The following is a 22,653-nucleotide window of genomic DNA, read 5'->3' as shown; positions in this document are numbered from 1 at the left end:
CAACCTAGTTACACTGACTGCAAAATTGCAATGAGTGTAAAATCTGTCCCGTGACGTCACTTCGCGAGCAGAAGCGGGTCCGCACCCGGCAGGCGCTGATCGATGCCGCCGCGGCGTTGTTCGAGCAGCGCGGCTACGACGGCACCACGATCGCCGACATCGCGGCCGCCGCCAACGTCAGCACTCGCACCTTCTTTTCGTACTTCGCGACCAAGGAGGAGGTGCTGTTCCCGGACGCCGACGCGCGTATCACTGCGGCGCTGACGGCGATCGACGAGCGCAGACCCGGCGAGCGGCCGACGGCAATTCTGTTGCGCGCGTTGGCTGAACTCGGCGAAGTGGGGGACGACCTGGTCGGCCCGATGGCCGCGCTGCGACTGCGGTTCATGCGGTCGGTGCCTGCGGTGCGTGGGCGTGGTCTTCAACTTCAACTCGACGGCCAGATCGCGATCGCGGCGCGGTTGCACGCCGCCTTTCCCGACGAACTCGACGAGGTCGAGGCGGCGGCATTGGTCGGCGCGTTTGTCGGTGCGATCGCGGGCGCGTTGCGGGTCTTGCTGCGCGACGAACACGAGCCCCGCGTGGTGCGCGAGCGGTTACAGCGGGCGACGGCCGTCGCGCTGCGCCCGTGGGTGTGACCCGGTTGCAACTTCGAATCCCTTTCGGAGCAGCGCCCTCCGCCTTAACCTGTGAGTTAGGTCACGAGTGGAGGCATCGATGCGTATCGCGGACGTATTGCGGAACAAGGGTGCGTCGGTGGCGACGATCACCCCCGAGACGTCGGTCGCCGGTCTGCTCACCGAGCTGACGGTGCACAACATCGGCGCGATGGTCGTCGTATCGCAGGACGGGGTGGTCGGCATCGTGTCGGAGCGCGACGTCGTGCGCAAACTGCACGAACTGGGCGCCGACATCCTGCACCGGCCGGTGTCCGACATCATGACCACGGTCGTCGTGAGCTGCACACCCGAGGATTCTGTCGACAGCCTCAGCGCGCTGATGACCGAGAACCGCGTCCGGCACGTGCCCGTCGTCGTCAATGGACGGCTGTCGGGCATCGTCAGCATCGGCGACGTGGTCAAGAACCGGATGGAAGAACTCGAGGCCGAGCAGCAGCATCTGCAGGCCTACATCACTCAGGGTCGCTGAGTGCCGGTCGACGTCCGCCCACTCGGGCGGCGCGACATCCGTGCCGCGGCAGGTGTGCTCGGGCGCGCGTTCTACGACGATCCGGTGACCATGTGGATGGTGCCCGACAACGATGCGCGGGCCACGGCGCTGCGGCGCGGCTTCGCCACGATCGCCCGACGCCATTTCCTGTCCCGCGGCGGGTCCGAGGTCGCCAGCCGCGACGGCGTGATCGGCGGTGTGACGCTGTGGGATCCGCCCGGCCTTCGGCAGGATTCCAAGCTGCAGAAGTTGTCGATGCTGCCGGGCTTTCTGTGGGCGTTCGGGCGGCGCACCGCGCGGATGGAACAGATCATGCGCCTGATGGAGGAACACCATCCCGACGAGCCGCACTGGTATCTGATGTTGATCGGTAGCGACCCGACGGTTCGCGGCGCCGGCTTCGGCCAGGCGCTGATGCATTCGCGCCTTGACCGCTGCGACGCCGAGGCTGCGCCCGCCTATCTAGAGGCCAGTAAGCCGGATCTGGTGCCGTACTACTCGCGGTTCGGCTTCGAGGTCACCGGCGAGATCAAGCTGCCCGACGGCGGGCCGAGCATGTTCCCGATGTGGCGCACCCCGCGCTGAGTTGGTTCCGGGCGCCGAGACTACGGTCTCTGACGGAAATCGACGCAAAACCCGTCACAAACCGTAGTGTCGGCGCACTCGGCGACGCGACCCAGCGCTAGCTCCAGGAGTACTCGGCGCGCAACCGGGCGGCTACCACCTCGAACACCTCGCGGTCCAGGATCGCGCCTTCGCGGCGGATGCCCTCCTCCGGCACGTCGAGCACCCGGTCCAACCGCACCCAGCTGGCGCGACCCTCGTAATCCCAGGGGCCGGCGCCGATGCCGACCCAGTCCGGGTCGTTGCGGTGATGGTCCTGGCTGGACAGCATCAGGCCGAGCAGCGTCGAGCGGTCGCGACCGACCACCAGAACCGGCCGGTCCTTACCGCGGGTCGGGTCGTCCTCGTAAACCACCCACGTCCAGACGATCTCCCCGGGATCGGCGCGCCCGTCCAGGTCGGGGGCGTACACCAGCTTGCGGGCCCGGTGGGCGGTCGGAACGCTGGTATTGGTGACCGGCCGGCCTGCCGTGATTGCGGGCCGCTCCTCGGTGGCCGCGTTGGACAGCGCGTCGATGCCGATCTTGATGCTGGTCTGGATGCCGGACTGCAGCTGTTGGCGGATGAATTTCGGTGCCTCGTTGAAGACGAGATTCTCCGCGAACCGCTGAAACGTCTTCCAGGGCGGAGCCATATTTCCGAGCATAGGGGACCGCTGCCGGTCGCGATTGTGTCGAGACGGCCATGCCTCGATACCCTGGTAGCGCACATTCGACCGGCCAGCAGGAGATTCCCATCAGCACTTTCGCCGATCAAACGTTCACGGCGCCGGCGCAGATTCGGAACTTCTGCATCATCGCCCATATCGACCACGGCAAGTCGACGCTGGCGGACCGGATGCTGCAACTCACCGGCGTCGTCGACGAGCGGTCTATGCGGGCGCAATACCTCGACCGGATGGACATCGAGCGGGAACGCGGCATCACGATCAAGGCCCAAAACGTCCGTCTTCCTTGGAAAGTCGACGAGACCGACTACGTCCTGCACCTGATCGACACCCCCGGCCACGTCGACTTCACCTACGAGGTGTCGCGTGCGCTGGAGGCCTGCGAGGGCGCGGTGCTGCTGGTCGACGCGGCCCAAGGCATCGAAGCGCAGACGCTGGCCAACCTGTACCTGGCGCTGGACCGCGACCTGCACATCATCCCGGTGCTCAACAAGATCGACCTGCCCGCCGCCGATCCGGAGCGCTACGCCGCCGAACTGGCCCACATCATCGGCTGCGAACCCAGCGATGTGCTGCGGGTGTCGGGCAAGACCGGCGAAGGCGTTTCTGACCTGCTCGACCACGTGGTCCGCGAGGTCCCGCCGCCGGTCGGTGACCCCGACGCGCCGACCAGGGCGATGATCTTCGACTCCGTGTACGACACGTACCGCGGCGTGGTCACCTACGTCCGCGTGGTCGACGGCAGGATCGTCCCGCGTGAGCGGATCAAGATGATGTCGACCGGCGCCACCCATGAGCTGTTGGAAGTCGGCATCGTCTCACCCGAGCCGAAGGCCGCCGCCGGCCTTGGTGTCGGGGAGGTCGGCTACCTGATCACCGGCGTGAAGGACGTGCGCCAGTCGAAGGTCGGTGACACGGTGACGACCGCGCGCAACGGCGCCGTCGAGCCGCTGACCGGGTACCGCGAACCGCGACCGATGGTCTATTCGGGCCTCTATCCCGTCGACGGCTCCGACTACCCGGACCTGCGCGATGCGCTGGACAAGCTGCAGCTCAACGACGCCGCGCTGACCTACGAGCCGGAGACCTCGGTGGCGCTGGGCTTCGGGTTCCGCAGCGGCTTCCTCGGCCTCCTGCACATGGAGATCACCCGTGAGCGGCTCGAGCGTGAATTCGATCTCGACCTGATCTCCACGTCCCCGAACGTGGTGTACCGGGTCGTGAAGGAGGACGGCGAGGAGCTTCTCGTCACCAACCCCTCGGATTGGCCCGATGGAAAGATCCGGACGGTGTACGAGCCGGTGGTCAAGACGACGATCATCGCGCCGAGCGAATTCATCGGCACGATCATGGAATTGTGCCAATCACGCCGCGGTGAATTGGGCGGCATGGACTACCTCTCGCCCGAGCGCGTCGAGCTGCGTTACACAATGCCGTTGGGGGAGATCATCTTTGACTTCTTCGACGCGTTGAAGTCACGTACCCGCGGCTACGCCAGCCTCGACTACGAGGAGGCCGGCGAGCAGGAAGCCGATCTGGTGAAGGTCGACATTCTGTTGCAGGGTGAGGCGGTCGACGCGTTCAGCGCCATCGTGCACAAGGAATCTGCGTACGCCTACGGCAACAAGATGACGACCAAACTCAAGGAGCTGATTCCGCGTCAGCAGTTCGAGGTTCCGGTGCAGGCCGCGATCGGGTCCAAGATCATTGCTCGCGAAAACATCCGCGCAATCCGCAAAGACGTGCTATCGAAGTGTTACGGCGGCGACATCACGCGCAAGCGCAAGCTGCTGGAGAAACAAAAAGAAGGCAAGAAACGGATGAAGACCATCGGCCGGGTCGAGGTACCGCAGGAGGCGTTCGTCGCCGCGCTGTCCACCGACGCCCCGGCCGACAAGGCCAAGAAGTAGGTAGCCATGCGCTCAACCCGGCCCATGTTCGTGGCGTTGAGCGCGTGCGCCTTGCTCGCGGGTTGTTCGTCCACCCCGGCCGACGCCCCGCCGACCGTTCATATCGCCGAGGCCGCCAAGCCATCACCGTCGCGGCCGCTCACGCAGGCGTTGCCCTCCGTGGACGAGCTGGCCACCATCCTCGGCAGCCCCGGCTTCATGGGTAAGGCGGTCAACGGTGGGCCCGACATGTTGCTGCAGAGCGTCGGCGAATCCGAGGCGATGCCCGTCGACTGCATCAGCGCCGGCTACCGGTTGGAAAAGGTGGCGTACGAGGCGAGCCCGGTGCAGTCCGTGGCGAGCCAGTCGTGGATCGGCGGCGACCAGAACGGCCCGACGTACTCGGGCTTCTTCGGTGCGGTGAAGTTCGACTCCGCCGCCGACGCCCAAGCCTTCCTTGCCGCGACGGCCGACAAATGGCACCGCTGCAACGGGCAGACGTTGGTGCTGCATCAGCCCGAACACGGCGCCGACGGAGTCAGCAGGATCACCGATGTCTCGGTGGTCGACAGGATCGTGTCGGCGGTCGTGTTGCACAACGACGGCTCGACGGTTCAGCGGGCGCTCGGCGTCGCATCGGATTGTGTTGTGGACGTAGCGGTTACGAACCCGCCCAACGTCACCGGCGGCGACGCGGCAGGAGCCGTCGGCGTCGCGAACCTGATGCTGCAGAAGATCGGCGTCTAGCAAAAATTGGCGGCCAGCCGACGCGTCGGCTGGCGGTCGGTCACAATAGCGCGGTGATCTTCCTCGGCTCGGGTGGCAGGGCATGCGCGGTCGCGACCGTTATCGCGGCGTCGGCACTGCTCTCCGGGTGCATGAACACGGTGTCAGGAACGGCGGTGCGCGCACAGCACGCCGCACCCGTGGACGTGCAGCCGCTGACCGAGGCGAAACTCGACGACGTGCTGCTGTCGATCGGCGAACTCAACGGCATCATGGGTTCGACGCAGATGAGGGTCACCAGCGAGTTGCAGGACATGACCGACCATTCCGCCGAGGTGTCCGACCCCGATTGCCTCGGCGCGATCTACGGCGCCGAGGAACCGGTGTACGCCGGCAGCGGCTGGACCGCCATGCGCGATCAGGTGGCCCGCGAACCCGGCGAGGACAACGAACACTGGGTGGAGCAGACGGCGGTGCTCTACCCAACGGCGGAGAAGGCGCAGAACTTCTTCGACGAGTCGAAGTCGACGTGGCAGGACTGCGCGGGCTACTCGGTCTCGGTGGACGACTTCTCGGCCGCGTACCTGTGGCAAATCGACGAGGTGACGTCCGAGGACAGTTTGATCACCCAGATGACCGCGCAGGAAGAGGCCAACGGGTGGGCCTGCCAGCATGCATTGTCGGTGGTGTCGAACGTCACCGTCGAAGCGTGGGCGTGCGGCTACAGCGTCAAGGACGAGGCGGCGACGATCGCCAACGACATGGTTGCCAACGCGGCGAAGAAGTAACGCTCAAACCGCAAGTGCCACACCGCTGATCAGGATCAGCGCAATGACGGCCGCGCCAGTCAGGTAGACCTCCCGCCGCGGTGAAACCTTGTCCGGCAGAGGACGCCGGGCCAGAAGTTTCTGACGTCGAACGCCGATCAGGTAAGTGGCCAGCGCCAGCAGGGCGGCGGCAGCGGCCGCCGCGATGTGCATCCCGCTGCGGGTGTCCTTGAGCGACAGCAGAAAACCATTCGCCAAGACAGCCAACGACGTCCGCGTCCATGCCAGGCTCGTTCGTTCGGGTTGGGTGTTGGCGTTGATGGTCAACTGGCTGCCTTGATGACGACAAGGACAACGGTGAGCAGTCCAAGCAGGACCAGCCCGATTCCGAGATAGATGGGAGTCGGGTGCCGTGGCAGTGGTTGGTCGCGGCGCATGGCGTGGTCGACTTGTCGCCAGCGCACGATGCCCATGCCCGCGGTGAGTATTGCCAGCAACGCCAAGATGATTCCGAGCACGTGACGGGCACCGGCGATCGACAACTCGGGAACCAACTGCACGATCGCCACAGCGGCGGCCAGCAGACCCAGCGCGGTGCGCTGCCACGCCAGGAAGGTGCGTTCGTTGGCCAGCGTGAAGCGATAGTCAGGTTCGACCTCGTCGTTGTCGCCCACTACATGTTCTCCTTGTGTGTTTCATACAACCGCACGGCGACCACCACACCGGAAACCACGGTAATGGTGCATGCAACCCAGATTGCTGAACGCAACCCCCAGAGGTCGGCGGCGACGCCACCCACGACGGCGCCTGCAGCGTAACCGCTGTCGCGCCATAGCCGGTATACGCCAACGGCGCGGGCGCGCCACAGCGGGTGCGCCACATCTCCGATCACCGCGAGCAGAGTCGGGTAGACCATCGCGGTGCCTGACCCGAGCAGAGCGGTGGCCGCGAGCCACCAACCGAAGGTGTCGACGGTGGCGATCAAGGCGAGCGCCGCGGCTTGGATGAACATACCGACGGTGATCAGACGTTTGCGGCCCCAGCGGTCCGACAACGCGCCGGTGAGGACCTGACCCACTCCCCACACCGCCGGATACATCGCAACGAGGGCGCCGATTCGTTCCACGGGCATTCCCGTACGCGCGAACAGGATCGGGAACAAGCCCCAAGACAGCCCGAAGTTGAGGTTGTTGACCAGGCCGGCCTGGCTCGCCGTCGACAGCGCCCGGTCGCTGAAGGTGGTGCGCGCGAACACTTCGCGGTTCGCCGCCTGCGCATGCTCTTCGCCGCCGCGGTACGCGGCTTCCAGGTGGGCATGCCCGTGGGTCTCGCGGACGAACACAGCGCTCAGCCCGAGCCCGATCACCGCGTACGACAGGCCGAGTAGAAACGGCGCCGGACGTAGCCCATAGCGGGCGGCGAGGTAACCCGCGAGCGCGGCCGTCACCGCCATCGCGCAGTACCCGGCAGCTTCGTTCAGCCCCATGGCCAATCCGCGCTTACGCGGTCCAACCAGGTCTATTTTCATCACGACGGTGGTCGACCAGGTGAGTCCCTGATTGACACCTAGCAACACATTGGCGGCGACTACCCAGCCCCACGACGGTGACCAGATCAACAGCAGCGGAACAGGAATCGCGAGCAGCCAGCCGATGGCAAGTACCGGCTTGCGGCCGAAGCGGTCAGACCAGGTGCCTGCGAAGTAGTTCGTCGCCGCCTTGGTGACGCCGAACGCGAGCACATAAGTCAGCAAGAAGGTGTAGCCGGTCAGATGGAAATGCTGCTCGGCCAGGAGCGGCAGGACGGTCTGTTCCTGACCGACCATGCCGCCGACCAGCGCGTTGACAGAGACCAGAAGGGAGAACTGAAACAAGTTGGCGCGCAAACCAAGCCGCGGCTGGTTTGGTGCACCGCTCATGCTCCGATCTCGAGTTTTTCCCCGGTGGCGCGAACCCAGTCGTGCGGGCCGCCGTCGAGCACCGTGAGGCCGTGGTGTCCCGCGGCCTCCAGCACACTGGCCGCGCCCATGGCGCGTTCGCCGTGTCCGCACATCACGACCGTCGGGCGCTGGGGAACATCTGCGACGCGGTCAGGGACGTCGCCGAGCTCGATGTGGATGGCGCCCGGCAGATGCCCGTCGAGATACTCAGACCGCTGACGGACATCGAGGATCTGACGCCCGTCGACGGCGGCCGCCGATGTCAGGGGAATATGCGCCGCTTCGTGCCCCGCAGTCAACCACGCGTCCATTCCGCCGTCGAGTTCGCCCACGACGTTGTCGTAACCGATTTTGGCTGCCTGCCAAGCGATCTCGGTAGGATCCTGGTCGCTGTTGCGCACGATGATCACTGGACGATCAGCGGGGACCAGCCAGCCGAGCCAACTCGCGAACACTGGCCGCAGTGGTATCGAAATCGCTCCGCGAATGTGCTCTCGGCCGAAGTGGCTGACCGGCCTGACGTCCACGACGACCGCGGCGTCGTCCATGCGCGTCTGCACCTCGCCAATGCTCATCGACCGCAGCGCCGCATCACCTGCGAGCAACGGCGGTCCGATCCGGTTGATCTCGGGCAGGCGCCGGAAATAGGACGGATAACTGCCGAGCGAACCGAGAAGCCGGGTGACGAACGAGTCTTCATCCGGCAATTGCAACAGCGGATTGGTGGCCAGTTCGGTGGCGATCGTGCTCGTCCGCTCCGAACCTGGCGGTGCCGAGCAGAACGACCCCGCGCCGTGGGTGGGCCATACCGAAACGTCACCAGGCAGGGCGGCCAGCCTGCGCAAGGATGCGTATTGCGCGCGGGCCAGTTCGTCTGTTCTATCGTCGGACACCAGGTCGGTGCGTGCGGCGGACCCGACGATCAGCGAGCCTCCGGTGAAGACCCCGACTTCGCGGTCGCCGTCGAGCAACAGGAAGGCCAGGTGCTCGTGTGTGTGGCCCGGCGTGAGCAGCGCGCGAAGCCGCAGACCGCCGAGGTCCACTTCGTCACCGTCGTGCAGACCGGTGTGGGCGAACTCGCGGTGCCCGGCTGCCGACGCCAGAACGGTGACTCGTCCCATCATCGCGAGTTGGCGTGCGCCGGAAAGGAAATCGGCGTGGAGGTGGGTGTCGGCGGCGAACGCGACGATCAACCCCTGCCTGCCCGCGGCCTCATGCACGGCGCGCAGGTCACGACTCACGTCGACGACGAGGGCGCGGCCATCACCCAGGTCGACTAGATAGGCCGTGTTGCCCAGCCCCTGGTCGATCAGCGGAACCAGTTCGACACCGGACAATTCGCGCTCCTACGCCGGCCGCACCGTGGTGTCCGGAACGGAGCTGTGATGGCGCAAGCCCGGGATGATCATCGGCACGCGGGTCCGGTAATCGCGATAGCGGTCGCCGAGTGCCGCGACGAGATCGTGTTCCTCCAGCTGCATCGCGATCAGGATGTAACCGGTTGTGGCAACTGAGAAGAGCAAGTGACCCGCTGTCATCGTTGGGGTCGCCCAGAACGCGATGATGAACCCGAGCATCAGCGGATGACGCACGACCCGGTACAGCAGCGATTCGCGGAACGCGAGATTGGTGTAGGGGATGCCGCGCCACGCCAGATACACCTGACGCAGTCCGAACAGGTCGAAGTGGTTGATCAGGAATGTCGAAAGAAGCACGGTGACCCAGCCGAGTGCGAACACAGTCCACAGTGCGAAGCGACCAGGCGCCCAGGTGACATTCCAGATGACGGCGGGCATCGTCCGCCACTGCCAGAACAGAAGAAACAGAGCCAGGCTCGACAACAGCACGTAGGTGCTGCGCTCAATTGTGCTGGGCACCAAACGAGTCCACCATCGCTTGAACGCCGGACGCGCCATCACGCTGTGCTGAACGGCGAACAGGCCGAGCAGCAGCACGTTGACGACAAGCGCTTCTCTGAGCGACGCCTCGATACCGTGGTCGACGGTGCGCGGTACCCCGAATCCGCCGACGAAGGCGATCGCATAAAGGAAGGCCGCCAGGAAGATGACGTAGCACGCGGCGCCGTAGCCGATGGCGAGTAAGCGCGTCATTGTGACCTCCTGATGTCATGCTCCGTTACCTGCCCGTGCGCACCGGCCGCCCCGAGAGCCACCATTCCGGATAACCTTCGGTGAGGCGTTGGGCCTTGAACCCGTTTGCGCGTAACAGCTCTACGGCTTCGTCCGCGTAAACGCAGTAGGGCCCGCGGCAGTACGCCACGTATTCCTTTTCATGGGGGAGTTCGGCCAATCGTTGGGCTAGGTCCGTCACGGGAATGGACAACGCACCGGCGATATGGCCGGCCGCGTACTCCTGCTCGGGTCGCACGTCGAGGACCACCACCTCGCCGTCAGTCATTCGTTGAATCAGTTCATCGGGCGTCACGGGTTCAAAACCGACGCGGTCACCAAAAAAGTCGTGCACGACGCGGTCGACCTCGGCGAGATGTTGTTTGGCCGTGTGACGAACGAGGAGCACCAGGCCGGCGGCCTCGGGCCCGCTCAGCCGGTAGTGCACGAACAGCCCGTCGCGTCTGGCGAGTACCAGCTGCGCGTGCCGCAACTGCTGCAGGTGTCGTGATGTGTTGGCCACCGGGAGTCCGGTTTCGGAGGCAATGGACTCGACGGTGCGTTCACCTTGCGCGAGAAGTTCGAGGATCTCCAGGCGTTGCGGGCTGGAGATCGCTTTGCCGATCCTGGCGAACTGCTCGTAGAGCCGGTTCTTGAAGTCACGCTTGGCGTCCGCGGCCATAGTCACGTATTCACGATAATTGTTGAATAGCCAGATAGAAAGCTATTTTGCGCACGAAAACACCTGCAATAGACGCTGGGTTGCAACCACGCTGATCTGAAGTAGGGCAACCATCAGGTCACCGATCTAGCCTGCGGTTGTGCTCGACGATCTGCCTCCCAATGCACCCGAGGGTGGCGCGGTGACGCTACCGCGCGCCGCCGGAATTTGGTCGTGGGCGTTTGTTGCGTTCGGCGTCGCGATTGTCGTACTCGGCGGCTTCGTGTTGTCGTAGGGCCGTCCGACTGGCCATTGAATGCGTTCTGCGCGGCCACAGCGCTGACTCGGCGTCGATTACTCCATGTCGTTGCGCCCCGAGCACGACGGCTAGCGACAAGTCTTAGGGTTTTCTTTGGTTTGTTTCTAGCGTTTCCTTAAGTGTCGAACATATGTTCGATGGTATGGGTGGGGTTGCGGTCGAGGAGGCGGTGGCGGCGGTGCGCGCCGCGCATACCGCGCTGAGCGGGCTGACCGCCGAGGCGTTGACCCGTCCGCAGTTGTTGGCGGTGCTTGATGAGGTGGAGGTGTTGTCGTGTCAGCTGCCCGCGCACCGCAATGGGTTGTTGGCCGGGTTGCAGGCCCAGGCCACACCGAAGGAGTTGGGTGCCAAGTCGTGGCGGGCGGTGTTGGCGACCCGCTGGCGTTTGTCGGGTAAGGAGGCGGGTCGGCGGTTGGCCGAGGCCGAGGTGTTGGCGCCGCGGCGGGCGGTGTCGGGGGAGCTGTTGGAGCCGGTGTTGGCCTACACCGCCGCCGCCCAGGCCCATGGGGCGATCACCGCTGAGCATGTCAAGGTGCTGCGCAAGGCGATGGCCGCGATCCCGGCCGGGGTGGATGTGGCCACCCGCCATCAGGTCGAGGCCGATCTGGTGCGCGCCGCGCTGGGCGTGGGGCCCAAGGAGTTGAAGGAAGCCGCCTTCCGGCTGGTGTTTCTGCTCGATCAGGACGGCGCCGAACCCGACGACGCCGCGCGTGAACGCCGGCGCGAGGCCACGATGGGCCCGCAACAGTCCGACGGCACCTCCCGTCTGACCGTCACGTTGACCCCGGAGGGGCGGGCGATCTGGGAAGCGATCTGGGCCAAGTTGGCCGCTCCGGGGATGTGTAATCCCGATGATGAGCAGCCCTGTGTGTCGGGCACCCCGACTCAGGAGCAGATCGACGAGGATCAGCGCAGCCTGGGTCAGCGTCAGCATGATGCGCTGGTCGTGGCGGGGCGCAGTGTGTTGGAAAGCGGGGCGCTGGGTCAGCACAATGGGGTGGCGACCTCGATCATCATCCGCACCACGCTGCAAGATTTGGAACACCGCGCCGGGGTCGGGGTCACCGGTGGCGGCACGGTGGTGCCGCTGCCCACACTGATCCGGATGGCCGCGCGTGCGCACCTGTGGTTGGCGGTATTCGATGGGGCGACCGGCTCGGCGATGGATTTGTTCCGCACCCGTCGCACCGCGTCGGTGGCGCAGCGGATGATGCTGATCGCCCGCGATGGGGGGTGCACCAAACCGGGGTGCACGGTGCCCGCCTACGGCTGCCAGGTCCATCACGCGGCCGCTGATTGGGCCGATGACGGCAACACCAACGTCGACGAGCTCGGGTTGGCGTGCGGGCCGGATAACCGGATGGTCGGCCCCAACAGCTGGAGAACCCGCCTCAACGACCGCCACGAAGTCGAATGGATTCCCCCACCCCACCTGGACACCGGCCAAACCCGCATCAACACCTACCACACCCCCGAAAAACTCCTCCGCCCACCAAACAACGACCACCACCCCGGCGGACCCGAACCCAACACCGCCTAGATCTGGCCGTGCCGCGGCGGGTGGATACCCGACAGTGTGTAGCGGCCGATGTGCTGCACCTTCCATCGGGTTGGATCGTGCAGGGTGTGAGTTCGGGCGTCACGCCAGTAGCGGGACAGGTTCGCCTGCCCGGAAACGCTTCGGGTGCCGCCCAATTCGAACAAGGTGTTCGACGCGTCCAGTGATGCCCGCACCGCAGCCACTTTCGCCACCGCGACGGCGATCGACGCGTCGGCGGTCGACTCGTCGGTGAGGTTCTCGGCTGCCAGGTCCACGCGCCGCGCCGCCTCGGCCAGTAGCGCCTGCGCACCGCGAACCGTGATAGCCAACTCGCCCGCGACGTTGACCAGGGTGACGTCTTCGGCCGACGTCGGCACACCCGCTTCGAAGTGCGGCCGCGCCTTCTCGGTCTGACGTACCCCCGCAGCCAGCGCGCCCGTCGCGATGCCGACATCGATTGCGGTGTGCAACAACTGTGCCCGCGCACCGTACACCGTGGGCCGGGTAAACATGGGGGAGAACTCCACCACATGTTCGACCGGCACCGCGACGTCGTCGAGCGTCACCGTGCCCGACGCGGTGGTGCGTTGTCCCATACCGTCCCAGTCGTCGACGACCTCGAGTCCGTCGGTGTCCCGCGCGACGAAGGCGACGGCCTTCGGTGTCGACGCGGTAGGCGGCGTCGAACCGTTCGTCAGGGACGCTCGCACCAGCACCCAGTCGGCGAATAGCGCTCCAGTGCAATAGAACTTGCGTCCCGACAACACGTAGTGGCCGGCGGGTTGCCGCACCAGCGTGGTGGTGTCGACGTCGACGGTGTGGGGTCCGCGTTCGGATTGAGCGTTGGCGAACAGGGCGCCGGAGCGGACCAGGTCGTAGAAAAATGACCTCTGGTGATCGCTGCCCTGCAGCCGCAGCGCCTCGAGGAAGACGAAGTGCGAGTGCGGAATCTGGGCCAGCGACGGGTCGGCGTGCGCGATCAACCTGATCACCTCGGCGAGCACCGTCACAGGCGCGGCGATGCCGCCGTATCGCGCTGGTACCGTAATCGCAAGCAGTCCAGAGTCTTTCAGTGCCTGCACCTGATCGTGCGGGAGCCGACGGTCGGCATCCCGCGCCGAGGCCTCGGCGTCGAACTCCGCGGCCAGTTTCGCCGCGACCTCGAGCGCGTCGTCCGGCGACGCGATGCGCGTCATCGGGATGAACCGAGGAACGGAATCGACGCCGGCGCCGTCGTGCTCGCCTCGCCTTTGAACAGACCCCGTTCACGCAGGATCGGCACCACGCCTTCGCCGAACCAGTACAGCTCTTCCAGATGCGGATAGCCGGAGAAGATGAACTCGTCGATCCCGACGTCCGCGTATTCGGCGATCCGGTCGGCCACCTCGGTGTGGCTGCCCACCAGCGCGGTCCCCGCCCCGCCCCGCACCAGGCCGACGCCCGCCCACAGGTTGGGCGCGACCTCCAGGCTGCGGGCGTCATGCCAACTGCCCTCGCGCCGGTGTTGCTCGTGCAGCGCCAGCATCCGCTTCTGCCCTTCGGATTGGCTGCGGTGCAAGCCTTTCTGCGCGTTCGCGACCGTGTCCTCGTCGAGCGCATCGATCAGCTTGTCCGCCTGCTGCCACGCCTCGTCGGCCGTGTCGCGGGAGATGGTGTGCAGCCTGATGCCGAACCGCACCGATCGGCCCTCCTGCTCGGCAAGGCCACGGATCCAGTCCACCTTCTCCCGCACCGCTGCCGGCGGCTCACCCCACGTCAGGTAGACGTCGGCGTGTCGCGCCGCCACCGGACCCGCCGCGGCCGAGCTACCGCCAAAGTACAAGGGCGGTACGGGGTTTGGTAGCGTCGCCAACGACGCCTCCTCGACGTGGATGTGCTCGCCATTCAGCGATACCGTGTCACCGTCCCAGAGTCGCCGGACAACCTCGAGGAACTCGTCGCAGCGGTGGTAACGGCCGTCCTTGTCCAGGTGGTCGCCGAACGCGCGCTGTTCGTGCGCCTCGCCGCCGACTACGACGTTGAGCAAGATGCGCCCAGGTGCATGACGGGCGAAGGTGGCGGCCATCTGCGCCGACAGTGTCGGGCTGACCAGACCGGGCCGGAATGCCACCAGGAACGCCAGTGATCTGGTCTCCCTTGCCAGCAGCGCCGCCGTGACGAAGGCGTCTTCGCACCACGCACCGGTCGGGATCAGGGCGCCGGTGAATCCGAACGATTCCGCCGCCCGCACGATGGAGGCCAGATAGTCGATCGACGCGTCGCGGTCGCTGTGCGCCGCCCCCGCCGGAGTGCCGTGCCCGCCGCCGACGATCAGTCTGCTGTCGCCGTATGTGGGGAGGAACCAATGCAATTGGACATGAGTCACCGCGAAATCGTGCCCGCTGCAGAACCCGTGGTCACGGGTTTGTATCAGTGGGATCTGAAAGGCCGCGGATTCTTTTCGCCGGCCTCGACGGCGACGGTCAGCCTGTTCTCGGCGGGCGCCACCGGGCACGTCGCGAAGTCGGTGAAGGCGCACGGCAGGTTCGACGCCCGGTTGAAGTCCAGCGTCACCGTCCCACCGGCGTCAGGTCCCTCGACCGCCAGTGATCGGCACGCGGGGTAGGTGGTGACGCCGCTGGTGGCATCAGTGAACAGCACGTGCAACGCACCGTCCGGCCTACCGAACGCGACCAATTGAGCGGGGGCACCGGCCAATTCGAAGTCGATGACGCCGACGGCGTTGTGGTGGTGCTCCAACCCCTCGACCACCGCACCGGTCGTGACGGTCTGCGACTGCTGATACGGCGTGAACGTGCCGGTCACCCGCCAGCGCTCACTCGGCGGATAGGCCGGAATGCCGCGATAGTCGCGCAGATGCGGGGACTGCGGATCATGCACCCGCAATGCGACCGACCCGGTGCGTCGAATGACCTCGATGCGGCGCTCGCCGTCGTCGACCCGTAGCCCGGGTGCGCCCTCGACCGGTTCGAGCCGGTCGGTGCCCTCGATGCCCTCGACATACACCGCATCGGAGTCCGCGCGCCAACGACCGGGAAGGCCGCTGACCGACTCGAACTCGTCGGTCAGCCAGTACAACCCGGTCAGGCTCACCCAGCCCAACGGATCCCCGTAATAGCGTTCACGCTCGCGGTGCCACTCATCCCATGCGGCTTCGAACGCTGTGGCTGCGACGTCAGTACTCACTACAGCGTCGCTGGCGTCAGTCGGCCGCGGCGCACCAACTCGCCCCACACGGCGAACGCCTCGGCGTGCTCGGCCGTCGCCGTGCCGCTCGCGAGTGCCACCAGACCCGAGGCCAGTCGTCCGATGCCGACACCGGTCTCGTGCACCACGCGCACCAGTTCGTCGAAGGCTTCATGATCGGAACAACCGCGCAACCCGACCAGGATGCCCGTCGCCACATCGATCACCCGACGCGAACTGTCGTCACCAAAGCGGCGGTTCATGCCTCGACTCCCACTCGCTCCGGTCCTCGCTCGTTCCTCACTCGCGGTCGCCTTCGGATACCCATGGCAGCCATCGTGCGCGACAACGGCACCGCCGACAAGGCATCGACCCACGATGATCCTGAAGCGCTACCTGCCCGTCATCGCGACGCTACCGGTGCTACATCGGCGCGTTGGCCGGCTGGAACACCCCGGAGCTGTCGGCCTCTTCCTCGGCGCGGATGACGTGCACCACCGCGTTGATCAACGCCAGGTGGGTGAACGCCTGCGGGAAGTTGCCGAGATGCCTACCGGTGCGCGGCTCGATCTCCTCTGCGTAGAGATGCAGTGGGCTGGCGAACGACAGCAGCCGCTCGCACAAGTGCTTGGCCCGGTGGATCTCGCCGATCTCGACCAGCGCCGACACCAGCCAGAACGAGCAGATCGTGAACGTGCCCTCCTCGCCAGCCAAACCGTCGTCGGTTTCCTCGACGCGGTAGCGCAACACCAGGCCGTCCTCGGTCAGCTCGTCGGCGATGGCCAGCACTGTGGCGCGCACCCGCGGGTCGTCGGCGGGCAGGAACCGGGTCAGCACCGCCAGCAGCAGCGAGGCGTCCAGCGCGTCGTCGCCGTAGCGCTGCGTCAACACGCCGCGGGAGTCCACACCGTTGGCCAGGATGTCGGCCTTGATCTCCTCGGCGATGGCGCGCCACTGCTGCGCGTAGGACTTCTCGCCCTCCAGTTCGGCCAGCTTCGACCCGCGGTCCAGCGCCACCCAGCACATGATCTTGCTCGACGTGAAGTGCTGCGGTTCGCCGCGCACCTCCCAGATACCGCGGTCGGGTTCGCGCCAGTGCTTGATCGCCTCTTCGACCTGTTGCTTGAGCACCGGCCACAGGCTGTCGGAGATCTGCTCACGCGATTTGGCATGCAGATACACCGAATCCAGGCAGGTGCCCCAGATGTCGTGCTGCATCTGGTTGTAGGCGCCGTTGCCGATCCGCACCGGTCTGGCGTTGTCGTAGCCGGACAGGTGGTGCAGTTCTTCCTCGACCAGGGTGCGCTCACCGCCGACGGCGTACATCACCTGTAGCGGATGGCGCTCACCGTTGTTGGCGCCCGACACGTCCGCGATGAACGCGAAGAAGTCGTCGGCCTCACGGTCGAGGCCCAACGTGTACAGGCCCCACAGCGCGAAGGTCGAATCGCGCACCCACGCGTAGCGGTAATCCCAATTTCGTTCGCCCTGAGGGGTTTCCGGCAGCGACGTGGTGGGCGCGGCCAGCAGCGCGCCGGTGGGCGAGTAGGTCAGGCCCTTCAAGGTGAGCGCGCTGCGCTGTAGATACGACCGCCACGGGTGGTCGGGGAAATCGCCGACGTTGATCCACTGGCGCCAGCATTCGCTGGTCTGCCACATCCGGTCGACGGCTTCGTCGTAGGTCTGCGGCACCGGGTGCTTGGACCAACTCAGGGCGACGAAGATGTTGTCGCCCTCTTTCATTCGGGTGCGGGCCCGCGCCTCACGGCCCTCAAGGCCGATGCGCAGGTTGGTGGTCAACCGCAGCGTCGGATGCGCGTCGGCGTCCCTGCTGGCGCGCGCGATCGCCTCGCCGTAGGCCTGGGCCGAGTACTCCCAGGTGGCGTTGATCCGGTGGTAGTCGAATGACGGCTCACAGCTCATCACCAGTTCGACGGTGCCGCTGACGCAGCGCACGGTGCGCAGCAGGATGTGCTCGGCGTCCCAGTCCATCGGTGTGCGGCGGTGGGTGCGCGAGCGTGTCTCGATGTCGTGCCACGGCCCCATCACCAGGGCGTCGCGCACGATCATCCAGCCAGTGTGGGTCTGCCAGGTGGTTTCCAGGATCAGGCTGCCGGGCAGATACCGCCGGGCCGCGGGCACCGACACCCCGTACGGGCTGAGCCGGAAATGTCCCGCACCACGGTCCAGGATGGCGCCGAACACGCTGGGGGAGTCCGGCCGCGGCACGCACAGCCACTCCACCGAACCCGCCGACGAGATCAGGCAGGTGTTCTCGCAGTCGGACAGGAAGGCGTAGTCCGCGATGGGCGGGAACGGGTTCCGCAGCGACCCGCTACTGGTGTAGGGCACCGGCGCCGTCACGGTGAACGGGGCTTCGGCCTGGCCGGGTTTGGACCCGTTGGCCTCGGCCTCCGGCGCGCCGTCGGCAGGCTCGGTGTCTTGCAGCGTCATGCCGACATCATCGACTGCCGAACGCCCCGTCGTCTACTCGTCGGGCTGCGTGTCCGCGTGCGGTCGGCTCAGCGGCGGGCAAACTCCGGCACGTGTTCGGGCAGCGGACCGATCGCGATCGCGTAGCCGGCCACCACGCGCAGCGCGGGCACCCGGGCGGCCAACCGCGCCAGAAGCGGCGGCTGGGCGGTCCGACCTGGCGAAACCGCGACCGCGATGACGCGGGCGTGGATGGCCCGCTGCGCCGCCTGAACCAGCGCGGCGGGTAGCCAGCGCCGCGCCTGCACCCGGGCCAACAGCTTGGTGGAAACCGTGCCGCGCCGCAGCGGTCCCGCCAGTGCGGCACCCGCCGCCACCGCGTCGGCGACGGCCAGGTTGATGCCGACGCCGCCGACTGGCGACATGGCGTGCGCCGCGTCCCCGATCAGCAACAGGCCGTCGGCGTACCAGCGGTGCAACCGGTTGAGTTGCACGTCGAGCAGTTTGACGTCGTCGAACGACGTCAGCGAGGTGACGTGGTCGGCAAGCCAGGGCACCAGCGCCACCACCTCGCGGTGCAGCGTCTCGATGCCTTGCGCACGCAACTGGGCGTCGCGGCCCTTGGGAATGACGAAGGCGCACTGGTAGTAGTCACCGCGGTCGATGACCACCAGCGCGTGCCCGGTGCCGAGTACCCCTGCCAGACCGTGCGGGTCGTCGGGGTCGCGTGGCAGCCGGAACCACCACACGTCCATCGGCGCGCCGAAGTTCTTGGGGGTCAACCCCATTGCTGTGCGCAGCGTCGACGAGCGGCCGTCGCAGGCCACCGTCAACGCGGCGTGCAGTTCCCGCTCCTGGCCGTCGCTGTCCCGGTAGCGGACGCCGATTACCTTGTCGCCGTTTCGAATCGGGCCGAGCACTTCGGTGCTGCGCAGCAGCGTGAACGTCGGCTCCTTTTCGGCTGCAGCGGCAAGCAATTCGAGGAAATCCCATTGCGGCACCAACGCAATGTGTTTGTGCGGACCCGGAATTCGGCTCAGGTCGACACCCACCTCGGTGCCCTGGACAGTCATCGTCAGCGTCTCGATGACACGGTGCGGCACATGAGCGAACTCGTCGGCAAGACCGAGTTCGTCGAGCATTCGCAGCGTGCTCGCATGCACGGTGTCACCGCGGAAATCGCGCAGGAAGTCTGCGTGTTTCTCCATCACCGTGACGTCGACGCCGCCGCGCGCCAGCAGCAGGCCCAGCATCATGCCCGCGGGGCCGCCGCCGGCGATCACACATGTGGTCTTGTCCGCAGGCACGAGGTCATTTTCGCATCGCCTACGCTGGCCGGGTGGGCGGCTTCCTCAACTGGTGGGACGGCGTCGAACTGTGGCTGTCCGGACTGCCGTTCGTTGCGCAGACCGCCGTGGTGATGCCGGTCGTACTGGCCCTCGCCTATGGCATCGCCATCCTGCTCGACGGTGCGCTTGGCAACGGCATCCGGCTGATGCGGCGGGTGCGCCATCAAGACGAGGACGAGGAGTAAGCCATGCCGCGATCTCGGGTCACCCTGGTGCTCGTCATTCTCGTGGTCCTGGTGGTCGTGATGTGGCTGCTAACTCGTTATGCCGGCTAAGCCCGACCCTGAGCGTGTGCCCGGACTCTGTTATTCTTCGCGCCATGCGCACAGCGACCGGCAACAAGAGCGGCCACATCCTGGCCCTCATTGCCGTGGGTTTTTCCGCTGTCGCAGACGTCTGTTGTTGTCGCTGACTCCATATCCGTCCGCGGTCTGGTGTCGGTAGCGGCTGTCTGGATGCCCAGGTACTGATTACTCGCCTTGCCGTCGCGACGGGCTCGTCCGTTCGTCCCTGGTAAGGAAAGGTCATCAATGGTCAACATCCGCAAATCCTGGCGCTACGGCGCCGCCTTCGCTGCGACGGCGACCCTGCTCGCAGGCTGCGGCGGCGGCTCCAGCGACGTGGCCGGCGACAGCTCGACGGCGGCCGCGGAGACCACGCTGACGCTGGTCGCCTACGCGGTGCCGGAGCCGGGCTGGAGCAAGATCATTCCGGCGTTCGCGGCGACCCCCGAAGGTAAGGGTGTCGCGGTGACCACGTCCTACGGCGCATCCGGCGACCAGTCGCGCTCCGTGGTCGACGGCAAGCCCGCCGACATCGTGAACTTCTCCGTCGAGCCCGACATCACCCGCCTGGTCAAGGCCGACAAGGTGGCCAAGGATTGGAACGCCGACGCCACCAAGGGCGTCCCATTCGGGTCCGTCGTTTCGCTCGTCGTGCGCAAGGGCAACCCGAAGAACATCAAAGACTGGGACGATCTGCTGCAGCCTGGCCTCGAGGTGGTCACCCCGAGCCCGCTGAGCTCCGGCTCCGCCAAGTGGAACCTGCTGGCGCCGTACGCCGCCAAGAGCGACGGCGGCAAGAACCCGCAGGCCGGGTTGGACTTTGTCAACAAGCTGGTCACCGAGCACGTCAAGACCCGGCCGGGCTCCGGGCGCGAGGCGACCGACGTCTTCCTGCAGGGCACCGGCGACGTCCTGATCAGCTACGAGAACGAGGCCATCAACACCGAGCGGCAGGGCAAGCCCGTCGAGCACATCAACCCGCCGCAGACGTTCAAGATCGAGAACCCGGTCGCCGTGGTGACCTCCAGCACGCACCTGGACAAGGCGAACGCGCTGAAGAACTACCTGTTCACCAAGGACGCGCAGAAGATCTGGGCGCAGGCCGGCTTCCGCCCCGTCGATCCGTCGGTGGCCGAGGACTTCGCTACCGACTTCCCGGCCCCGCAGAAGTTGTGGACGATCGACGACCTGGGAGGATGGAGCGCGGTTGACCCCGTGTTGTTCGACAAGGACAACGGCAGTATCACGAAGATCTACAAGCAGGCGACTGGATGACAGCTGCGCTGAACCCTGAGACCGCCAGGCCCGAGGTCACCGGCGACGGTGACCCCGGGCGGCCTCGTGGATTCTTCAAGAGCCGCTACGGCACCACCTCGTTGCGGGTGGGGGTCGCGACGACGTGGCTGTCGGTGATCGTGTTGTTGCCGCTGGCCGCCATCGTGTGGCAGTCGGCGGGCGGCGGTTGGGACGCGTTCTGGGCCGCGGTCACGTCGAACTCGGCGATCGCGTCGCTGCGCGTGACGCTGACCATCTCGTTCTCGGTCGCGGTGATCAATCTGTTCTTCGGCCTGCTGGTGGCCTGGGTGCTGACCCGCGACGATTTCATCGGCAAGAGGCTGGTCGACGCGATCATCGACCTGCCGTTCGCGTTGCCGACGATCGTCGCCAGCCTGGTGATGCTCGCGCTCTACGGGCCTGCCAGTCCTGTCGGCCTGCATCTGCAGCACACGAAATGGGGCGTCGGCATCGCGCTGCTGTTCGTGACGTTGCCGTTCGTGGTGCGCTCGGTGCAGCCGGTGCTGCTGGAACTCGACCGCGAAGTCGAGGAGGCCGCAGCGTCGTTGGGGGCGAACAACCGGACCATCTTCACCTTGGTGATCCTGCCCGCGCTGTTGCCGTCCCTGCTTTCCGGTGCGGGCCTTGCGTTTTCCCGCGCGATCGGCGAGTACGGGTCGGTGGTGTTGATCGGTGGGGCGGTGCCTGGCGAGACGGAAGTGTCGTCGCAGTGGATCCGCACGCTGATCGAGAACGACGACCCCAGCGGTGCCGCGGCCATCTCGATTGTGCTGCTGGCCATCTCCTTCTTCGTGCTGTTCGTGCTGCGCAGCATCGGAGCCAGGGCGGCCAAACGTGAGGAGCTCGCCGAGTGACGTTCTCGACGCCGGTCCGGTTGCTGCTGCGCTACGTCGCGCTCGGGTATCTGCTGCTGCTGTTGATCGTCCCGGTGGGGCTGATCCTGTGGCGCACCTTCTCGCCCGGCCTTGGCGAGTTCGTCGCCAACATCACCACGCCGGCCGCCGTCTCGGCGTTGCAGCTGTCGCTGATCGTCGTCGCGATCGTGGTGCCGCTCAACGTGCTGTTCGGCGTGCCGACAGCACTTGTGCTGGCGCGCAACAAGTTTCGCGGCAAGAGCCTGTTGCAGGCGGTGATCGATCTTCCGTTCGCGGTGTCGCCGGTGGTGGTCGGCGTCGCGTTGATCCTGTTGTGGGGCTCGGCCGGGTTGTTCGGCTTCGTGGAGAACGACCTCGGCTTCAAGATCATCTTCGGGTTTCCCGGCATCGTGCTGGCGAGCATCTTCGTCACGGTGCCGTTCGTGATCCGTGAGGTCGAACCGGTGCTGCATGAGTTGGGCACCGATCAGGAGGAGGCCGCGGCCACGCTCGGCTCCAGCTGGTGGCAGACGTTCTGGCGCATCACCTTGCCCTCGATCCGCTGGGGCCTGATGTACGGCATCGTGCTGACGATCGCGCGCACGCTCGGCGAGTACGGCGCGGTGATCATGGTGTCGTCGAACCTGCCCGGCAAGTCGCAGACGCTGACCCTGCTGGTGTCGGATCGGTACAACCGCGGCGCCGAATACGGCGCATATGCGGTGTCGACCCTGCTGATGGGTGTTGCGGTGATCGTGCTGGTCGTCCAGGTCATCCTCGACGCCCGCCGCACGAAGACGAATAATTAATCGACGAGGAG

At 66.2% G+C, this 22,653-nt stretch carries 24 protein-coding genes and 2 pseudogenes; 13 read left to right on the top strand and 13 right to left on the bottom strand.

The features are described from left to right. Positions 1-50: 50 nt before the first annotated feature. The 3 genes from C1A30_RS06955 to C1A30_RS06945 all read left to right on the top strand — a co-directional run bounded on the left by C1A30_RS06955 (position 51) and on the right by C1A30_RS06945 (position 1,755). Positions 51-638, top strand: a complete 588-nt coding sequence (locus tag C1A30_RS06955; RefSeq protein ID WP_101947435.1) for a TetR/AcrR family transcriptional regulator — start codon at positions 51-53, stop codon at positions 636-638. Positions 639-717: 79 nt separating this feature from the next. Next, positions 718-1,149, top strand: coding sequence for a CBS domain-containing protein (locus C1A30_RS06950; protein WP_101947701.1), 432 nt, complete (start codon positions 718-720; stop codon positions 1,147-1,149). After that, complete coding sequence (locus tag C1A30_RS06945) at positions 1,150-1,755, top strand: GNAT family N-acetyltransferase (RefSeq protein ID WP_235009672.1); 606 nt, start codon at positions 1,150-1,152, stop codon at positions 1,753-1,755. A 97-nt stretch (positions 1,756-1,852) separates the two neighbouring features. Here C1A30_RS06945 and C1A30_RS06940 read toward each other — a convergent pair whose 3' ends face one another. Continuing rightward, complete coding sequence (locus C1A30_RS06940) at positions 1,853-2,440, bottom strand: type II toxin-antitoxin system PemK/MazF family toxin (protein ID WP_101947434.1); 588 nt, start codon at positions 2,438-2,440, stop codon at positions 1,853-1,855. On the opposite strand from C1A30_RS06940, the pseudogene lepA reads away from it, so the two are divergent. From lepA to C1A30_RS06925, 3 genes and pseudogenes are all read left to right on the top strand, one after another. Further along, a pseudogene (gene lepA / locus C1A30_RS06935) lies at positions 2,402-4,371 on the top strand (translation elongation factor 4). The gene C1A30_RS06940 and the pseudogene lepA sit on opposite strands and share 39 nt — an antisense overlap. A gap of 6 nt (positions 4,372-4,377) precedes the next feature. Then, positions 4,378-5,097 (top strand): sensor domain-containing protein, encoded by a 720-nt coding sequence (locus C1A30_RS06930; RefSeq protein WP_101947432.1) that lies wholly within the window; start codon positions 4,378-4,380, stop codon positions 5,095-5,097. A 131-nt stretch (positions 5,098-5,228) separates the two neighbouring features. After that, on the top strand, positions 5,229-5,864 hold the full coding sequence (locus C1A30_RS06925) for a sensor domain-containing protein (RefSeq protein ID WP_101947700.1): 636 nt from the start codon (positions 5,229-5,231) through the stop codon (positions 5,862-5,864). Between the two features lie 3 nt (positions 5,865-5,867). On the opposite strand, the gene C1A30_RS06920 is transcribed toward C1A30_RS06925, so the two are convergent. Genes C1A30_RS06920 through C1A30_RS06895 form a run of 6 tightly spaced genes read right to left on the bottom strand, consistent with a single transcriptional unit; the run spans position 5,868 to position 10,593 of the window. Continuing rightward, a complete protein-coding gene (locus tag C1A30_RS06920) occupies positions 5,868-6,170 on the bottom strand; it encodes a DUF202 domain-containing protein (protein WP_101947431.1) in 303 nt (100 codons plus the stop codon). Continuing rightward, positions 6,167-6,517, bottom strand: a complete 351-nt coding sequence (locus C1A30_RS06915) for a YidH family protein (protein ID WP_101947430.1) — start codon at positions 6,515-6,517, stop codon at positions 6,167-6,169. The genes C1A30_RS06920 and C1A30_RS06915 overlap by 4 nt, the downstream gene beginning before the upstream one ends. Further along, positions 6,517-7,761 (bottom strand): MFS transporter, encoded by a 1,245-nt coding sequence (locus C1A30_RS06910; RefSeq protein WP_101947429.1) that lies wholly within the window; start codon positions 7,759-7,761, stop codon positions 6,517-6,519. Before C1A30_RS06910 ends, C1A30_RS06915 begins: the two co-directional genes overlap by 1 nt. Further along, complete coding sequence (locus tag C1A30_RS06905; protein ID WP_101947428.1) at positions 7,758-9,119, bottom strand: rhodanese-like domain-containing protein; 1,362 nt, start codon at positions 9,117-9,119, stop codon at positions 7,758-7,760. The genes C1A30_RS06910 and C1A30_RS06905 overlap by 4 nt, the downstream gene beginning before the upstream one ends. 9 nt (positions 9,120-9,128) lie before the next feature. Continuing rightward, the gene (mddA, locus tag C1A30_RS06900; protein ID WP_101947427.1) at positions 9,129-9,893 is read right to left on the bottom strand and encodes a methanethiol S-methyltransferase; all 765 of its coding nucleotides are present in this window, start codon (positions 9,891-9,893) and stop codon (positions 9,129-9,131) included. 25 nt (positions 9,894-9,918) lie between these two features. After that, complete coding sequence (locus C1A30_RS06895) at positions 9,919-10,593, bottom strand: metalloregulator ArsR/SmtB family transcription factor (RefSeq protein WP_101947426.1); 675 nt, start codon at positions 10,591-10,593, stop codon at positions 9,919-9,921. A gap of 139 nt (positions 10,594-10,732) precedes the next feature. Here C1A30_RS06895 and C1A30_RS36325 point away from each other — a divergent pair, with 139 nt between their 5' ends. After that, on the top strand, positions 10,733-10,867 hold the full coding sequence (locus C1A30_RS36325; protein ID WP_255413200.1) for a hypothetical protein: 135 nt from the start codon (positions 10,733-10,735) through the stop codon (positions 10,865-10,867). Between the two features lie 166 nt (positions 10,868-11,033). After that, entirely contained in the window at positions 11,034-12,431 is a 1,398-nt protein-coding gene (locus tag C1A30_RS06890) for an HNH endonuclease signature motif containing protein (RefSeq protein WP_235009670.1), read from the top strand. On the opposite strand, the gene C1A30_RS06885 is transcribed toward C1A30_RS06890, so the two are convergent. From C1A30_RS06885 to C1A30_RS06860, 6 genes and pseudogenes are all read right to left on the bottom strand, one after another. Next, positions 12,428-13,627, bottom strand: a complete 1,200-nt coding sequence (locus tag C1A30_RS06885) for an SfnB family sulfur acquisition oxidoreductase (RefSeq protein ID WP_101947424.1) — start codon at positions 13,625-13,627, stop codon at positions 12,428-12,430. The two genes, C1A30_RS06890 and C1A30_RS06885, sit on opposite strands and share 4 nt — an antisense overlap. Beyond that, a complete protein-coding gene (locus C1A30_RS06880) occupies positions 13,624-14,796 on the bottom strand; it encodes an LLM class flavin-dependent oxidoreductase (RefSeq protein ID WP_200828178.1) in 1,173 nt (390 codons plus the stop codon). The genes C1A30_RS06885 and C1A30_RS06880 overlap by 4 nt, the downstream gene beginning before the upstream one ends. Positions 14,797-14,840: 44 nt before the next feature. Further along, positions 14,841-15,617 carry a DUF1684 domain-containing protein gene (locus C1A30_RS06875; RefSeq protein WP_235009669.1) on the bottom strand — a complete coding sequence of 259 codons (777 nt, stop codon included), beginning with the start codon at positions 15,615-15,617 and terminating at the stop codon, positions 14,841-14,843. Then, a complete protein-coding gene (locus tag C1A30_RS06870) occupies positions 15,617-15,880 on the bottom strand; it encodes an ANTAR domain-containing protein (protein ID WP_101947423.1) in 264 nt (87 codons plus the stop codon). Before C1A30_RS06870 ends, C1A30_RS06875 begins: the two co-directional genes overlap by 1 nt. A 160-nt stretch (positions 15,881-16,040) precedes the next feature. Then, positions 16,041-17,954, bottom strand: a pseudogene (locus tag C1A30_RS06865) (glycoside hydrolase family 15 protein); the annotation flags it as partial. A 185-nt stretch (positions 17,955-18,139) separates the two neighbouring features. Continuing rightward, entirely contained in the window at positions 18,140-19,357 is a 1,218-nt protein-coding gene (locus C1A30_RS06860) for an FAD-dependent oxidoreductase (RefSeq protein ID WP_101947421.1), read from the bottom strand. Between the two features lie 32 nt (positions 19,358-19,389). Here C1A30_RS06860 and C1A30_RS06855 point away from each other — a divergent pair, with 32 nt between their 5' ends. The 5 genes from C1A30_RS06855 (at position 19,390) to cysW (ending at position 22,642) form a co-directional block, all read left to right on the top strand. Continuing rightward, entirely contained in the window at positions 19,390-19,584 is a 195-nt protein-coding gene (locus tag C1A30_RS06855) for a hypothetical protein (protein WP_067812313.1), read from the top strand. 134 nt (positions 19,585-19,718) lie between these two features. Further along, a complete protein-coding gene (locus C1A30_RS36500) occupies positions 19,719-19,811 on the top strand; it encodes an Ms4533A family Cys-rich leader peptide (protein WP_369830695.1) in 93 nt (30 codons plus the stop codon). A gap of 118 nt (positions 19,812-19,929) precedes the next feature. Then, positions 19,930-20,958, top strand: a complete 1,029-nt coding sequence (locus C1A30_RS06850; RefSeq protein ID WP_101947420.1) for a sulfate ABC transporter substrate-binding protein — start codon at positions 19,930-19,932, stop codon at positions 20,956-20,958. Further along, a complete protein-coding gene (gene cysT / locus C1A30_RS06845) occupies positions 20,955-21,833 on the top strand; it encodes a sulfate ABC transporter permease subunit CysT (protein ID WP_101947419.1) in 879 nt (292 codons plus the stop codon). Before C1A30_RS06850 ends, cysT begins: the two co-directional genes overlap by 4 nt. After that, the gene (gene cysW, locus C1A30_RS06840) at positions 21,830-22,642 is read left to right on the top strand and encodes a sulfate ABC transporter permease subunit CysW (RefSeq protein ID WP_101947418.1); all 813 of its coding nucleotides are present in this window, start codon (positions 21,830-21,832) and stop codon (positions 22,640-22,642) included. The genes cysT and cysW overlap by 4 nt, the downstream gene beginning before the upstream one ends. The last annotated feature ends 11 nt before the right edge of the window (positions 22,643-22,653 follow it).

It is taken from the genome of Mycobacterium sp. 3519A (genome assembly GCF_900240945.1).
Classification (GTDB): Bacteria; Actinomycetota; Actinomycetes; order Mycobacteriales; family Mycobacteriaceae; genus Mycobacterium.
Note: the sequence above shows the minus strand (reverse complement) of the source record. Positions and strands in the feature narration are given on the sequence as shown.